This window comes from Pueribacillus theae (genome assembly GCF_003097615.1).
Classification (GTDB): domain Bacteria; phylum Bacillota; class Bacilli; order Bacillales; family UBA6769; genus Pueribacillus; species Pueribacillus theae.
This window is the reverse complement of record NZ_QCZG01000020.1, coordinates 25,696-41,274: the sequence shown is the minus strand read 5'-3', so window position 1 is coordinate 41,274 and position 15,579 is coordinate 25,696. Positions and strand designations below refer to the sequence as shown.

Here is a 15,579-nt window from a genome sequence, read left to right as displayed (position 1 = left end):
AAGAGGCGATAGATATTAACAGATTAAGTTTCATTTTCTTTTTGTTCCGTAAAATCTTCATCTGGGACAACCGCTGAGTTAGTGCCGCTGTTGGTTTTTAATGATTCATTTTCTCTCTCAAGTTCTTTCACTTGGCGCTTTAGTCGATACATGCGGACGGCGCCGAAGAGAGAAACAATAACGCCGCCCATTAACACAGACCCTAATATGAGGAGCACTAAAGGTGATTCTGTTTTTGCAAATCCGTAATTCACTTCAACTGCCTCAACATTTAAGACAGCAAAGATGGCAATCAGGACAGCAAAAACCAACGCTAGAATAAAACCAATTTGGCCTTTCATCTTCTCTCCTCCTTAACAATTCTCTATGCCTCTGTTTCGCGCGGCGCTGTGCGTTTCCGCTTTAACTCTCTTCCTTTCCAAATCGCCCAAAGCTGTGCGGATATAAATAAGGATGAGTATGTGCCAAGCACGAGCCCAATTAAGAGCGCAATGGAGAAAGGACGAATCGCCTCGCTACCAAATATCGCAAGCGCAGCAGCAGCAAAAACGACGGTTAACACCGTATTTATTGAGCGTGTCAGCGTTTGGATTAAGCTTTTATTCACGATGTGAGCGATCTCTTCAAATGTTTTTATTTTCTTTTCAAAACGCATATTTTCTCTTATCCGATCAAAAGTCACGATCGTATCATTTATCGAGTAGCCAACAATCGTTAGGACCGCGGCAATAAAAGTAATGTTAACTTCCAAACGCAATAAACTAAAGATCGCAATCATGAAAAACGCGTCATGTATGAGACCAATAATTGCAGCCAGTCCCATGCGCCACTCAAACCGGACTGCAACGTAAATAATCATACCTAAAAACGCAATTAAAAGTGAGATAAATGCATTTTTGGCGAGTTCTCTGCCTACCTGGGGAGAGACGGTGCTAATGTTCGCTTCTGCTCCGAAGTCTTTTGCGAACTGTTCTTTTATGTCAGCGATTTCCTGCTGTGAGAGAACACTCGAAAAACGAGCTACCGCCATTTCTCGGTTTTCGCCAGCAAACGTCACTTCGTTAGGCTCCAGCCCCAATTTATTAAATTCGTCTAACAATACTTTTTCTTCAATCGGTTCGCCGCCTGTAATATCAACGCGCGAACCGCTTTTAAAATCTGTGCCGAGATTTAATCCGAACATTCCAAGGGCTATTCCGCCAAGAATGAGCAGAATGACAGAAAGCGCAAAAAATTTATTCCGGTGTTTTACAAAATCAAAACGGATGTTTACTTTAGGCTTTTCCCCTTTTGAAAGGTTGACAATTTCACTTTTTTTAACGCCGAATAAGCTGAACTTTTTATCTAGCGCCCTGCTGTTCACCCATAAGCCAAGCAAAAGTCTTGAACCGTATACCGCGGTAAGAAAGCTGACAAGGATACTTATAATCAGCATAACAGCAAAGCCTCTAACAGAGCTTGTACCGTAAGCGAACATGACGCCGGCAGCAATCAGTGTTGTAATATTGGCATCAAAAATCGTTGTGAATGCCCTTTTACCACCTACTTTAAAGGCAGATAACACGGAACGGCCTGCTTTCAATTCTTCTTTAATGCGTTCATACGTAAGAATATTTGCATCAACCGCCATCCCTACACCAAGAACGAGCGCAGCTATCCCCGGTAATGTGAGCACAGCTTTCATCCAGCTGAAGACAACTAAAATTAAAAAAATGTAGAAAGTCAGTGTAATGCTGGCAATAAAGCCCGGGAAACGGTAATAGCCAATCATAAACAGGAAGATAAGCGCAATCGCTATAGCACCGGCAACAATGGTTTTTTCCATTGCCTGCAGTCCAAACTGCGCCCCAATTGAAGTTGAATAAACTTCCTCCAATTCAACTGGGAGTGCACCCGCATTCAGCAAATCTGCTAAATTTGTAGCTTCTTCCGTTGAAAAATTACCTTGAATCACGACATTTTTCGTATTAAGAACTTCGTTTACACTTGGAGCAGATAAAAATTTCGGATCAGGCTTCTTCACTTCCTCTTTAAACGAATCGCCTTCCTCATAATCAAGCCAAATCACAAGCTGATTTTCGCCAGGCGGTTTATTCAAAATTTCTTTCGTTACTTTAGCGAATTTATCGGCATCCTTTAACGTTAAAGCAACCCACGGCTGGTTCGTTTCACTAAATGTCAAGCTTGCGCCATTGCTTTCAAGATCTTGGCCGCTTAACATCAGGTTGTCATCAACATCGCGAAACGTCAGTTCAGCCTGTGTAGAAAGCAGCTCGCGTGCTTCATTTTGATTTTCAACACCTGCAAGCTGAACACGTATTCTGTCCTTTCCTTCAATTTGAATATTTGGTTCCGCCACACCGATGACATCAATCCGATTGCGAAGTGCGCTGACCGTTGCTTGAAGTGTTTCTTGGTTTATTTCTGTCTTTTCATTTTTCGGAGGTTTCACTTCATAAAGCACTTCAAATCCGCCCTGAAGATCCAATCCTAAATTTATATTGTTGGTCACTTTGTCATATGTAAAACCAATTAGCAGTCCCAATGCAATCACTATGCTAAAAAATAGTGAGATACGCCCTTTTTTAACCATTCTTTCTATCCTTCCTTTGTAAAAATACCGTAAATCGCTTACTTGACATTCTTTACTTTTCTTCTTCAGATCCTAAAAGAATATTGCTTTCCAACGAATTCGGCCCAGTATAAGCACTGATTGTCAGCCAATTCATATATTCATTTACCGAAAGATTAAAAATCGCCGCGACCAATTGATGGAGCTTGTACACTTCTTTTTTTCTTTCCAGCTTGGCAATCAGGCATTCCCACACTTCTTCAATTGTGGCTGTATCATATCCAATCAAATGGAACTCCTCGACCTTGCTTGCTAACACTGGATAAACGGTTTGTTTCCATTCTCTAATTTGATCAATATTCGCCATTTTGGCCCTCCAAACCTGCATAATTTCTAATTTATAAAAGTATACTTGTCATGGTTTGTACATCTTTAAGCATATACATAGTGATGAAAAAGATCTACCATTTTTCCAGAAGTCAGAGATCGGAAGCCAGAAACCAGATGGCGATAAAATCGAGAGAAAGTTGGGAATAGCCTTGTCGAAACAATCGTTTCTTCGCGGCACTTTTATTTTAATTATTGCTGGATTGATTACGAAGCTCCTAGGGTTCATAAATAAAATTGTTGTCGCCAGAATTATGGGAGAGGAAGGCGTCGGGCTGTACATGATGGCTGTGCCCACTTTTATTTTAGCTGTCACGCTGACAAGGCTGGGACTTCCAGTCGCCATTTCAAAAATGGTGGCAGAAGCTGAATCAGAGGGAAACAGCCATAAAGTGAAAAAAATCTTAATCGTTTCTCTTTCCTTGACAATTGCCCTAAGTATCATTTGGACAAGTGGGTTGTTTCTTCTGTCCCCTCTTATGGCGAATCACTTTTTTACAGATGAAAGGACAATTTATCCGCTTCTTGCGATTGCTCCTGTCGTTCCTGTTGTCGCCATTTCCTCTGTATTAAGGGGATATTTTCAAGGAAAACAAGACATGCGCCCTTCCGCTTATTCCCAAGTCATTGAGCAAATTGTCCGCATTGCGCTCGTCGCTTTTTTAACATCCGCCCTATTGCCTTACGGCGTTGAATTCGCTGCAGCAGGAGCAATGATTTCAGCTATCTGCGGTGAAGTGGCATCACTGCTTTATTTATTTTCGGTGTTTAAATTGAACAAAAAATTTAAAATACGCTCCAGCTTTTTTCATTATTTAAAGGAAGGGAAACAAACGTTCCAATCATTGATGAGCATCTCCCTTCCGACAACGGGCAGCCAGCTCATTGGATCAATCTCCTACTTTTTAGAACCAATTATCGTAGCGCAAAGCCTTGCTTTAGCTGGTATGCTTCCGGCATTGGCGACAAAGCAATACGGGGCGCTCACTGGCTTTGCCATTCCGCTCCTTCTTTTGCCGGGCTTTATCACTTACGCCATCTCAACAACGCTCGTACCGGCAATTAGTGAAGCGGCAGCGCAAAACCATTATCGAACCATTGATTACCGGCTGAATCAAGCGATAAGGCTTTCGTTCATTGCCGGAGGGCTTGCTCTTATTGTCACTTACGTTTTTGCTCTTCCTTTAATGGATCTTTTATACAAGGCACCAGAGTTTGCCGGCTATGTTAAAATTATGGCTCCATTCTTTTTTTTCCACTATTTCCAAGGGCCGCTGGCAGCGGCATTGCAGGCACTGGGATATGCAAAAGCAGCAATGATTAACAGCCTGATTGGCAACGTTGTAAAGACGTTGGCAATCTTTGTATTGGCATCAATGCCAAGCCTTGGAATAAAAGGTGTGGCATTAGCCATTTCTTCGGGAATTGTTCTCGTTACTTTGCTTCACTTCGCAACCGTTTTAAAAGTAACGTCATTCAAAATTCAAACAAATGATCTATTAAGATGCCTATTTTCTGTTATCATTTGCTGGCTCGTTGCGCAGCCATTGTACGATCTGCTAATAAATGACACCAACCTTCTTTCCACATTGGTTTTATCAATATTTTTTGTTTGTGTTATCTATTGTATTGTTTCCGTGCTTTCAGGCGCAATAAAAAAAGAAGATTTGAAACCGATTCCCTTCGTAGGAAAGCTTATTAAGTAACCGTTATTCATCCATAAGATCAATAAAAAATGTGTTTGGCCCGTCCATAGAACAGTAAGAAATTTTTTTTATATCCCGGTAGCCAAGTTTTCTTAATTGCTGCCTTAACCAGAAAGAAGTTTTGTTTATTCGTGCCAGATGCTCTTCTTGTATTTTTCCATCAAGAATAAGTGGAAGCGGCATAATGTAATCCCGCTCTCCATCAGAATGCTCATCATTTTTTTTAATGACGGAAAGAGTTCCTGATGGTTCAAGAATGGCGAATTCTACGTCTTGTAGTTTCGATATATCTTTTTCACGCAACTGTGAAAGTAAATCATTAAAGTTATAACGCTGTTTTTTCATTTCTTTTTCATTAATTTTACCTTTATCAATAAGAACGGAGGGCTTGCCATCCATTAATTCTCTTAATTTTTGGCTTTTTAGTGAAAGATAGGCCATTATGATTTGAATGATCGCCAATAAGATCATTGGCAATACCGTATTCATCAGCGGCTTATCCGGATTTTCCAAAGCGACAACCGCTAATTCAGCAAGCATAATGGATACGACGAGATCAATGACACTTAATTGTCCAATTTCCCTTTTTCCCATTAGCCGGTAAATCAACAAGATGAAAAAATACATGATGACCGTTCTAAGCAAAATTGTCGTCATTTTCAATAATGCTCCCTTAAGAATTTACCACTAGTTTCACCAACCTTACGAAGTTCATGAAAGGGATGAAATGGAAATGATTCTAAATTTTTTATTATCGAATAAAATGAACTAACATTTTAAATGATGGGGGGTATATCATTGCGAAGACTGGCGCAGGCAATTGGATATGGGTTAATTTTTACTTTTGCCATCATATTAGCCGTAAGCTTTATCTTATCTTTCATCCTTCATTTTACTTCAGTTACAGAAAGTTCATTATCTTGGATCATTATAGCGATTACATTTGCTGCACTATTTATTGGCGGATTTGTTGCGGGGGGGAAAGCTGGGGAATCCGGCTGGATGTTAGGAGGCATGACCGGGCTTGCGTATGTAGCGATCATTTTAATGATTCAGTTTCTCGGTTTTGATATGATGTTTGATGTAAAGCAAGTTCTTTTCCATCTTGCATATATGCTTACAGCCGCTTTTGGGGGGATAATCGGGGTAAACGTCATTGGAAAAAATGCATAAACACTAAGAAAAACGCTGACACGTCTTTCTTAGGAAGTCAGGAGTCAGAAGCCAGATTGGTCTAAATTTGTGAAAGAACAAATTTAGACTTTCTTATTTTTTAAAAAAGAGCATTGTAGCAACAATTTTTACTGTTGACAATGCTCTTTTTTTCTGTCAATTACGATTCACTTACCACTTCTCGGACCGCCCTGCGATCGTAAGTAAGCTTTGAACCATCACCGGCGCGAAGAACGATTGTGTCTTCATCAATCGCATCAATAATGGCATGCAACCCGCCAATTGTTACAATCTTATCGCCTTTCTTTAAATTGCTGTGCATTTGGTTCATTTCTTTTTGCCGCTTTTGCTGTGGACGGATTAAAATGAAATAAAGAACAGCAAACATTAAAATGAGCGTAATAAACCCACCGTATCCTTCCATCTTTTCACCCCTTTCACTTCCATTAAATCATTTTAGAGGATGTTCAAAAAGCCCGGAGGCTTACAGGAGGTAAGTCAGTTCGACGTTATCACAGGACGTGATGTCTTTAGTCGAACTTCATTAATAGGCTGCGAATCTCTTCGTCAGCTTGCCCTTCCGCTCCTCACGTATCCTATAAACATACGCTGCGTTGCCCAGAGCTACGCTTCCTCGACCTTCTGCCTCTCGTTGTCCTCCTTTTTGAACACGCACTTTAAAAGTTTTGTTTAAAAGTTTTTAGCGTCTGGCTTATAAAATCCATAACGCTCAAAAAATTCTTCTTTAAAATCAAGCAGGCAATCCTGGGCGATAGCCCGTCGGACATTCTCCATTAATTTTAACAGAAAATGAAGATTATGGTAAGTTGTTAATCGAAATCCGAATGTTTCATTCGTTTTTATTAAATGGCGAATATAGGCCCTTGTGTATGTCTTGCAAACATGGCAGTCGCACTCCTCATCGAGCGGCCTGAAGTCACGGGCATATTCCGCATTTCTGACCGTTAATCTGCCAGTTGATGTCATACATGTCCCATTCCGGGCAATCCTTGTTGGAAGAACGCAATCAAACATATCAATTCCGCGGATCGCACCGTCAATCAGCGAATCAGGAGAACCGACTCCCATTAAATATCTCGGCTTATTCTCAGGCAGAAGTGGCGTCGTAAATTCAAGGATGCGATTCATGGTCGGCTTCGGTTCCCCTACTGACAATCCGCCAATCGCATAGCCGGGGAAATCTAAAGAGACAAGCTCTTCTGCGCTTTGTTTCCGAAGCTCTTTAAATTCACCGCCCTGGACGATGCCGAACAGCCCTTGCCGCTCGACGTTTTTATGGGCAGCGAGACAACGTTCCGCCCAACGGCTCGTCCTTTCAACAGACGTTTTCATATACTCATACGTTGCAGGATACGGCGGGCATTCATCAAACGCCATGATAATATCCGCGCCGAGAGCAGTTTGAATTTCGACAGCCCGTTCAGGCGACAGAAATAATTTTTCCCCGCTTAAATGGTTGCGAAAGCGCACACCTTCTTCTTCAATTTCACGTAAATCGCTTAAACTAAAAACTTGGAAACCCCCGGAATCTGTTAAAATGGGATGGTCCCAATTCATAAATTGATGAAGCCCACCCGCTTCTTGAACGATGTCATGCCCAGGCCTTAACCACAAATGGTATGTGTTGCTTAAAATGATTTGGGCGCCGATTTCTTCGAGTTCCTCCGGGCTCATCGTTTTTACCGTTGCTAGCGTGCCTACAGGCATAAAAATAGGTGTTTCGATCGTACCGTGCGGCGTGTGCAGCCTGCCAAGCCGTGCTCCAGACTGTTTACACGTTTTGATTAATTCATACTGTATCGCTGTCAAGATTTCATACTTCCTTCCAAAATTAACATCGCATCCCCAAAACTAAAAAAACGGTACCTTGCTTCAATTGCTTGTTGATAGGCATCCATAATCAGTTCTCTCCCCGCCAACGCTGATACTAACATCATTAATGATGATTTTGGCAAATGAAAATTTGTGATCATACCGTCAATTGCTTGGAATGTAAACCCGGGATAAATAAAAATATCAGTCCATCCGGCATCAGCTTTAAATTTCCCATGGTTCATAGCCGTTATCGTCTCCAATGTTCTCGTTGTTGTTGTACCAACAGCGATAATTCGCCCGCCATTTTCCCGAACATTCGTTAATAAAGCTGCTGTGCCTTCCGACAATTGGTAAAACTCAGCATGCATTTTATGTTCTTCCACCACTTCCGCCGAAACTGGGCGAAACGTACCTAAGCCAACATGAAGCGTAAGATACGCAATATGGATCCCTTTTTCCTCCAAAGTTTTTAGCAATTCCTTCGTAAAATGGAGCCCTGCAGTTGGCGCGGCCGCCGAGCCTTTGTGCCGGGCATAGACAGTTTGGTAGCGCTCCTTGTCGTCAAGCTGCTCTTTAATATAAGGCGGAAGCGGCATTTCTCCGAGTTCCTCCAGCACTTCATAAAAAATGCCCTCAAAGTGAAATTCAAATTCCCTCCCGCCATTTTCTCCTTCGGCAGTACAAGTAGCCTTCAGCCTGCCATCACCAAACGTGATGACAGTCCCTTCTTTAACCCGTTTTGCAGGTTTGGCGAGCGTGCTCCATTTGTCGCCCTCGATTTGCTTCAAGAGAAGCACTTCCACCTTTGCACCTGTATCACTTTTCAGGCCAATCAACCTTGCAGGCAATACTCTTGTATCGTTTAAGACAAGGCAATCACCGGGATGCAGCAAGTCAACAAGATCAGTAAATTGTCGATGCGCAATTTTTTCAGAAAGAGGATCAACAACCATTAATCTTGATGCTGTACGTTCTCTTAATGGCGTTTGTGCAATCAGTTCCTCTGGTAAGTTGAAATCAAAATCTGTAACGTCCATAAATAGCCATCCTTATTTAAATTTCCCTATAAAATAAAATATCAATGAAAGAACGATGCTCGCAACAATTGAGGTAACGATTGGGAAATAAAACGTTGTATTTCCTTTTTTTATGACGATGTCACCGGGAAGCTTACCGATAAATTGCATAACGAAACCGATGACTAAGAAAGCTATCCCCAAAACGATAAAAATTTTGGAAAACTCCATTTACTCCGGCACCTCCATATTAAAATGGCGATACGCCTGCTCCGTTACCACTCTTCCTCTCGGTGTCCGCTGCAGAAAACCAATTTGCAGCAAATAAGGTTCATAAACGTCTTCAATGGTTTGCGACTCTTCTCCAATTGTCGATGCAATGGTGTCCAGTCCAACTGGCCCACCTTTAAACTTCGTAATAATCCCTGTTATTATTTTATGGTCAATTTGGTCGAGCCCTAAACGATCAACTTGTAATCGTTCAAGCGACTCGACAGCCAGTTTCAGCGTAATTTTGCCATTGCCCTTTACTTGTGCAAAATCCCTTACCCTGCGAAGAAGCCGATTGGCAATCCGCGGTGTCCCTCTCGACCTAGTCGCAATTTCGATGGCTGCCGACTCTTCAATCTCAGTTGAAAAAATTTCAGCGGTTCGCTTTACAATTAATGTAAGCTCGCTTTCCGTATAATATTCAAGCCTGCTCATCACACCGAAACGATCACGAAGAGGTGCGGAAAGGTACCCCGCCCTTGTCGTTGCTCCGATCAGCGTAAATGGTGGCAAGTCAATGCGCAGTGAGCGAGCCGTTTCCCCCTGGCCGATAACAATATCAAGACAAAAGTCTTCCATAGCCGGATAAAGCACTTCCTCGACGGATCGATGGAGCCGGTGGATTTCGTCAATGAAAAGCACGTCACCAGGTTCAAGCGCCGTTAAGATGGCTGCGAGGTCACCTTGCCTCTCAATTGCAGGCCCTGATGTCGTTCTGACATTTACACCCATCTCATTCGCGATAATCGTTGAAAGGGTTGTCTTACCAAGTCCAGGCGGGCCGTATAAAAGTACGTGATCAAGTGTTTCATTGCGCATTTTTGCCGCTTCAATAAAAATCTGCAAATTTTCCTTTACCTTTTCTTGTCCGATATACTGGTTTAACGTTGTTGGCCTTAAGCTATATTCAAATGAGTCATCGACTGTCATTTCTCCAGTCACAATCCGTTCTTCCAAATGCAATCACCTCTGTCATTGCTGAATTAACAATTGAAGGGCTTTCTTCACAAAAGCATCTGTCGTTAATTGTTCATTTTTTAATTTTGGAACCACCTTTTTAATTTCCCTCTCTGCATAGCCTAACGCACGAAGCGCTTCAAGAGCTTCATTCAACGGATTCCTTTCAACTGCGATTTCTCGGTCTTGTTCATTAAATAAAGTATGATTGCTTACGTTGGCCAAATCCCCAAGCTTGCCTTTTAAATCAAGAATAATTTGCCTCGAAGTCTTTTTGCCCACGCCTGGAAATTTCATAAGAAATGCTTCATCTTCATTTTCAATTGCTGTTATCACCTGATTAGGTTCTCCGGCTGCTAGAATGGCTAACCCGCCTTTCGGCCCAATGCCAGATACGCTGATCAATTTAGAAAAAAGAGCTTTCTCTTCCCTTGATTGAAAACCGTACAATAATGATGCATCTTCACGCACATAATGGTAAGTATATATTTTTACCTTATCTTTTATGTTTTTATAAATAAATGGATTTGGGCAAATGATTCGATAGCCAATTCCATTTGTTTCCACCACAATATACTCAGGGTGGACATCATCGATTTCGCCAACAAAAAATTCGAACAACGTTCGATCGCTCCTCTAACTTTTTCTCAATATCTTATTGTAACATAAATGCGAGATCGCATTTGTTTTTTAGTCCAAAATATGGCATTAAAAAAGAAGCCGTTTGGCTTCTGATCGATCATTTATTTTTCAAATCGTTTTAATTCATTTATCCAGCTCAAGTAGTTCTTTTTTGACTTAATCGGAATTCCTGCTTTTAGCTCATTTGCCATTTTGCTTTCGAGCTTATCAATATTTAGCTGGTAAAAGGATTGAATCGCATTGTCTTCTTTTGGCTTTCCTTCATAAATCGTTAAAATTCCATCCTCGGATAATCCGAAATAGCCATTTGTTTTCAGTAGAGGCGATATGTCTTGAATTTCTTTATGAAATGTAAACTGTTTCCCATTCTGTTCAATAAGCTGCCAGCCTTCAAAAATTTCCAGCAAATTTTCCATTGATTCCACTGTCATGTTTACAACTTCTACACTTTTTTCGCCGTCCAGATAGGATCTTACCAATTGGACTTCGATCGTTTTTTCATGGCTTTGAAAACCTGCTTCAGCAGTTTCACTTAAAAAAACGATATGAAAAATCATGATGGATGCAACAATATAAAAAAACTTCATTGGTTTACCCATAATACACCTCGCGTATTGAGTTAAGTGGGTTTACCCATCAGACTGCCCCGAGGTGACAATAATTATTCATTCTGCACAGATAACGAACTTAATCCATATTATGGTACACGTCTTGAACGTCATCATAATCTTCAAGCATATCAATTAGTTTTTGCATTTTCATTGCATCTTCTTCACTGGGGGTTGTTGTTGTTTGAGGAATCATCGTAACTTCAGAGGTGACAAATTGAATCCCTTCCGCCTCCAATGCCTCTTTTACGGACTCCAGATGATCCGGCTCTGTATAAATAATCATTCCGTTTTCTTCTGACTCCACTTCATCAGCCCCAGCTTCAATCGCTTGAAGCATTATTTCTTCTTCATCTGCTTCAACATTTTTATCGATCATTAATAAACCTTTCCGTTCAAACATGAAAGCAACACAGCCATTCTCTCCAAGATTGCCGCCATTTTTTGTAAAGGCGTGGCGTACTTCGGCTGCTGATCGATTTCGATTATCTGTAAGCACTTTTACCATGACCGCAATCCCTCCAGGCCCATAGCCCTCGTATGTAATTTCATCATACTGGGTGTCGTCCTGGCCGCCAGTCGCTTTTTGAATGGCTCGTTCAATATTATCGTTTGGCATGTTATGCGTTCGTGCTTTTTCAATAACAAGGCGCAAAGCGGAGTTTGTTTCGGGATCTCCCCCGCCATTTTTCGCTGCTACATAAATTTCCCTTGCAAGCTTCATGAAAATTTTTCCTCTTTTGGCATCTTGCGTATTTTTTCGATGTTGAATGTTTTTCCACTTTGAATGTCCTGCCATATGTGCTCCTCCTACATCTATTATTTTTTAATATAACATAAAACAGCGAAAAACAGGGTCCTGACAGAATGTCATTCCCTGTTTTTCTTTTTTTATCTATTGTTTTGGAAAGGACGTGAAATCGCATCACCTAGGTCATCCAAAATTGCATTAATGTCAGACTGAACTTCGTCCATCCCGTTTCCGTTGCGCAAATTCGTGTCTACTGTACGAATTCGGTTAAACATATCATCGTCATCAGAGACAACTGTAACATTTCGCGTTTGGACGATGTCACGGACAGCGTTGCGGACTTGTCTGTCAACATCTCTGTCGTTATCGTTTTTCGTGTCTACACCGATAATGATTTGGTCGCCATAGACAATTGTTCGAGCATCTTGAACGCCTTTAAGATCTTTTACGCGATCAGATACTTTACGTGCAAGTTTTCCATCTGTGCCGTCATAGTAACCAACATTTCCACGGTTTTCCATTGTTCCTCTTCGGTTGTTGTTTTGAGGGTTGTTTCCGAGTTGGTCATGGTCATCCCGATCCATCATGTCAGTTATTGGGCCTTCATTCCGGTTGTTCACTTGATCGTCGCGATCCATGAAAGGGCTTTGTCTTCGGTTCGCATCATCGTTCGTACCAACTAATCCTCGCCCATCATTATTATTGCCAAAACCGGTTCCATTCCCATTGTTATTGCCATTACCAAACCAGCCTCGCCGATCGTTGTTATTTCGATTGGCATTGTTATCGCCGTTGCCTATCCAACCACGCCTGGTGTTGTCATTGTCATCCGTATAATAACCGATAGGCCTTGTGTTGTTATCGTATCTATCGTTAAAGGCGTTGTCGTCATTCGTGTTACATGCCGCAAGCCCTCCGGCTAACATCATTGTGGATATCGTTAATGCAATCTTTTTCATTAAATTGACCCCCTTTCACCTTCTATGATGGCGAAAAGGAGTCGGTTTCATCCTTACACTTATAGGCAAAACCTCTAAAAATTTGGAGGGATTGCAGGCGTATTTCTTTTGTGCTCTGTTATTTCGTGAAGCTTGTTTATAATTGCTTTATCTTTTTCAGGAATCTCTTTACCGTCCAAAAATGCATCAATCGCAGCATATGTTGTACCTAATTCTGTTTCGTCTGTCTGGCCTTCCCAAAGCCCGGCACTTGGTGCTTTCGATACAACGGAATCAGGGACCCCTAAATAGGATGCCATTTCACGGACTTGTCCTTTTTTCAAATGAATGAGTGGATTTATGTCCACACCGCCATCGCCATATTTTGTAAAGTAGCCTGTATACCATTCAGCTGCATTATCCGTTCCGCAAACAAGATAACCATAATTATTGGCAATCGCATAAAGCGTGCTCATTCTAATCCTTGCCCTTAAATTGGCATCACCCATTTGCATCTTTTGCTCATTTAATGCATTCTTTTCTTTTAACTTGTTATTGATTGCATGAAAAAGAACTTCGTGGGCTTCCGATAAATCGATATCAATGTAATCCAACTCTGCTTTTTGAATTACTTGAAGGGCGTCATCCCGGTCAGATGACGTGCTTTTGACAGGCATAATGACACCGAGCGAGTTGTCAGGGAATGCACGCTTAATTAAAAAGGCAACAACCGCCGAATCAATCCCACCGCTTACCCCGACAAGCAATCCGTTCATTTTCGATTCGTTCACTTTCTCCCGAAGCCAATCCACTAAAAAATTTACCTTCTTCTCCACACTTCTCCCACCTTCCATCTTCTCCTGTCTTAGTCTAACATATGAATGATTTCCCGGACTACAGGTGATCGTAGCGTAAACTGCCTTTCACTATATTCCAATAAAGATTGCTTATTGATTTGCAGGCGCCCATTAAACCAATGCTTCCATTCCCTAATTAGATCATTCGGAAAAAGAAGCGCACATAGAAACCACCGTTCACACAAGAGGTGTTCTAATGTTGGAATGCAAGTAAGCAGTTCTTGTATATCCCAGCCATTATTGACAAGAATACGATGTGAAAGCTGTAAATCGTCATAGGGCTGGGGGGCGATTGCAACGAGATCAAAGTCGATGAGAAAAACTTGTTTGTCATGACTGCGAATAAAATTGTGATCAGCAAGATCACCGTGGATCCAATGCAATTCTTGTATCGCTTGCGCTTCCATTTCCTTGATCGGTTCCTGTGACAACAGCGTTAAAGAATAATTTCCCCAGTTAAGTATCTCATTAAACATTCCGCGTGATTGATCGGGCAGATATGGGACGGCCTGTGTAAAGAAACGAAGCCTTGATTCATAATGCTCAATCAACCCTATATAATAACGGGTATTCTGAATCGCCTCCATGCCTTGATTCATTTTATGAAAGTGCCTCACTGCATAAAAAGCGTCACGTTGGTCTTGTTTTTTTGCGAAATGAAGCTGCTCTCCATTAACAAATGTCATCAAACCCCAATACCGATGATTATATTTAAAAAAAATGTTGCCATCTGGAAAATATTCAAATGCGATAAAGGAATCCGGAGATCTTCGATTTAATGTATTTATAAAATAAAATTGAAAGAAAAGTTCTCGTTTTGAGCGAAATCCTTTTAAAATCTTTTTATCTTTATCCGTTTCGAGCAACAATACATTTTCTTTTATGTGATGAATTTGAGTAATAGTAAGCCCTTTTTGAGACAATAGAGAAGAAAAGAGACGATTATTGTACAAATCGCCTCTTTTCTCATTATTAAATTGTGTCATCATCATCATTCGACTTCTCTTCATTTTCCGACTCCCGGTAATGCCCCATGTACGAACTTTCCATGCCATACGGGTTAGATCCATAGCCAGGGAACAATGGTGCTTGTGAATAGCCTGGCATCATTGGAGAATAGCCATGCATTTGCTGTCCACCATAATAATATGGCTGTGGGTTTCCGTACATATGGGGATTACCTTGGCCTCCCATTTCATAACCGCCGTAATATGGAGCATACGGCATTCCTTGTGTTCCCATATGATGATGATAATCCGGACTTGGCATGAAGCTTGATGATTCGTCATTCATTTCCATTTCTCCCATAACAGGTCCAGGCGGCATCATCACGTTCCCGTAAGCCGGGTACCCCATCCCGTGAACCATTCCCGGCATTGGATGAGGACATGGCGGCATAACAGGCTGACATCCGCAAGGCACTGGAGGCGGAGGTGGCATCATCGGCGGACAACCACAAGGCATTGGGGTCGGCGCCTGCATCACCGGTAATGGAGCAGGTTGGTTAATCGGTATATTGACTTCAGGCATTGGATGAAAACCTTCCGGCGACTCTGGTGATTCGTCATAGAACTTTTTTGGCACTGGTGGTGGCATCGGGACATGTTTTGTTGGTTGTTCTTTTATAATTGGGGCCTCTTTTTTATGTTTTTTCACATGCATGCCGCCTGTTGGCACTTTAATCTTCATACCTGGCATAAGCATATTTGGGTCGCTAAGCTGGGTATTCATATTTTTAAGTTCTTCAAAATTTACATTATACTTCTCGGCAATTTTCCAAAGTGTATCCCCTTTTTGTACGATATGGATCTTCAATTACATTCCCCTCCTGAGAATAAGTCTATACAGTATATGTGCGGATAGGCG

At 41.5% G+C, this 15,579-nt stretch carries 18 protein-coding genes; 2 read left to right on the top strand and 16 right to left on the bottom strand.

Going from position 1 to position 15,579, the window contains the following annotated elements; translation table 11 throughout:
* Window positions 1-23: 23 nt before the first annotated feature.
* The 3 genes from DCC39_RS10650 to DCC39_RS10640 are packed head-to-tail and all read right to left on the bottom strand — an operon-like array spanning window position 24 to window position 2,939.
* Window positions 24-341, bottom strand: a complete 318-nt coding sequence (locus DCC39_RS10650) for a LapA family protein (protein WP_116554882.1) — start codon at window positions 339-341, stop codon at window positions 24-26.
* 23 nt (window positions 342-364) lie between these two features.
* The gene (secDF, locus tag DCC39_RS10645) at window positions 365-2,593 is read right to left on the bottom strand and encodes a protein translocase subunit SecDF (RefSeq protein ID WP_116554881.1); all 2,229 of its coding nucleotides are present in this window, start codon (window positions 2,591-2,593) and stop codon (window positions 365-367) included.
* Between the two features lie 52 nt (window positions 2,594-2,645).
* Window positions 2,646-2,939 (bottom strand): post-transcriptional regulator, encoded by a 294-nt coding sequence (locus tag DCC39_RS10640; protein WP_116554880.1) that lies wholly within the window; start codon window positions 2,937-2,939, stop codon window positions 2,646-2,648.
* A gap of 172 nt (window positions 2,940-3,111) precedes the next feature.
* Between DCC39_RS10640 and spoVB the strand changes: the two genes are divergently transcribed.
* Window positions 3,112-4,665, top strand: coding sequence for a stage V sporulation protein B (gene spoVB, locus DCC39_RS10635; RefSeq protein ID WP_116554879.1), 1,554 nt, complete (start codon window positions 3,112-3,114; stop codon window positions 4,663-4,665).
* A 3-nt stretch (window positions 4,666-4,668) separates the two neighbouring features.
* Here spoVB and DCC39_RS10630 read toward each other — a convergent pair whose 3' ends face one another.
* Entirely contained in the window at window positions 4,669-5,328 is a 660-nt protein-coding gene (locus DCC39_RS10630) for a YetF domain-containing protein (protein ID WP_116554878.1), read from the bottom strand.
* Window positions 5,329-5,463: 135 nt separating this feature from the next.
* Between DCC39_RS10630 and DCC39_RS10625 the strand changes: the two genes are divergently transcribed.
* Window positions 5,464-5,838 (top strand): TIGR04086 family membrane protein, encoded by a 375-nt coding sequence (locus DCC39_RS10625; protein ID WP_240613601.1) that lies wholly within the window; start codon window positions 5,464-5,466, stop codon window positions 5,836-5,838.
* Window positions 5,839-5,998: 160 nt separating this feature from the next.
* Here the strand turns inward: DCC39_RS10625 and yajC are convergent, their stop codons facing one another.
* The 12 genes from yajC to safA all read right to left on the bottom strand — a co-directional run bounded on the left by yajC (window position 5,999) and on the right by safA (window position 15,528).
* Window positions 5,999-6,262: a preprotein translocase subunit YajC gene (gene yajC / locus DCC39_RS10620; RefSeq protein WP_116554876.1), complete on the bottom strand. Its 264-nt coding sequence runs from the start codon at window positions 6,260-6,262 to the stop codon at window positions 5,999-6,001.
* 266 nt (window positions 6,263-6,528) lie between these two features.
* Window positions 6,529-7,668: a tRNA guanosine(34) transglycosylase Tgt gene (gene tgt / locus DCC39_RS10615; protein ID WP_116554875.1), complete on the bottom strand. Its 1,140-nt coding sequence runs from the start codon at window positions 7,666-7,668 to the stop codon at window positions 6,529-6,531.
* Entirely contained in the window at window positions 7,665-8,711 is a 1,047-nt protein-coding gene (gene queA, locus DCC39_RS10610; RefSeq protein ID WP_116554874.1) for a tRNA preQ1(34) S-adenosylmethionine ribosyltransferase-isomerase QueA, read from the bottom strand. The genes tgt and queA overlap by 4 nt, the downstream gene beginning before the upstream one ends.
* 12 nt (window positions 8,712-8,723) lie before the next feature.
* Window positions 8,724-8,921, bottom strand: coding sequence for a DUF2905 domain-containing protein (locus DCC39_RS10605; RefSeq protein WP_116554873.1), 198 nt, complete (start codon window positions 8,919-8,921; stop codon window positions 8,724-8,726).
* The gene (ruvB, locus tag DCC39_RS10600) at window positions 8,922-9,890 is read right to left on the bottom strand and encodes a Holliday junction branch migration DNA helicase RuvB (protein ID WP_407071850.1); all 969 of its coding nucleotides are present in this window, start codon (window positions 9,888-9,890) and stop codon (window positions 8,922-8,924) included.
* 42 nt (window positions 9,891-9,932) lie between these two features.
* Window positions 9,933-10,538, bottom strand: a complete 606-nt coding sequence (ruvA, locus tag DCC39_RS10595) for a Holliday junction branch migration protein RuvA (RefSeq protein ID WP_116554871.1) — start codon at window positions 10,536-10,538, stop codon at window positions 9,933-9,935.
* A gap of 122 nt (window positions 10,539-10,660) precedes the next feature.
* On the bottom strand, window positions 10,661-11,158 hold the full coding sequence (locus tag DCC39_RS10590; protein WP_116554870.1) for a BofC C-terminal domain-containing protein: 498 nt from the start codon (window positions 11,156-11,158) through the stop codon (window positions 10,661-10,663).
* 88 nt (window positions 11,159-11,246) lie between these two features.
* On the bottom strand, window positions 11,247-11,966 hold the full coding sequence (locus DCC39_RS10585; protein WP_116554869.1) for a YebC/PmpR family DNA-binding transcriptional regulator: 720 nt from the start codon (window positions 11,964-11,966) through the stop codon (window positions 11,247-11,249).
* A 92-nt stretch (window positions 11,967-12,058) separates the two neighbouring features.
* On the bottom strand, window positions 12,059-12,877 hold the full coding sequence (locus DCC39_RS10580; protein ID WP_116554868.1) for a YhcN/YlaJ family sporulation lipoprotein: 819 nt from the start codon (window positions 12,875-12,877) through the stop codon (window positions 12,059-12,061).
* Window positions 12,878-12,951: 74 nt separating this feature from the next.
* On the bottom strand, window positions 12,952-13,692 hold the full coding sequence (nadE, locus tag DCC39_RS10575) for an NAD(+) synthase (RefSeq protein ID WP_116554867.1): 741 nt from the start codon (window positions 13,690-13,692) through the stop codon (window positions 12,952-12,954).
* 29 nt (window positions 13,693-13,721) lie between these two features.
* The gene (locus DCC39_RS10570; RefSeq protein ID WP_133243482.1) at window positions 13,722-14,723 is read right to left on the bottom strand and encodes a phosphotransferase; all 1,002 of its coding nucleotides are present in this window, start codon (window positions 14,721-14,723) and stop codon (window positions 13,722-13,724) included.
* Window positions 14,686-15,528: a SafA/ExsA family spore coat assembly protein gene (gene safA / locus DCC39_RS10565; RefSeq protein WP_116554865.1), complete on the bottom strand. Its 843-nt coding sequence runs from the start codon at window positions 15,526-15,528 to the stop codon at window positions 14,686-14,688. The genes DCC39_RS10570 and safA overlap by 38 nt, the downstream gene beginning before the upstream one ends.
* Window positions 15,529-15,579: the final 51 nt, after the last annotated feature.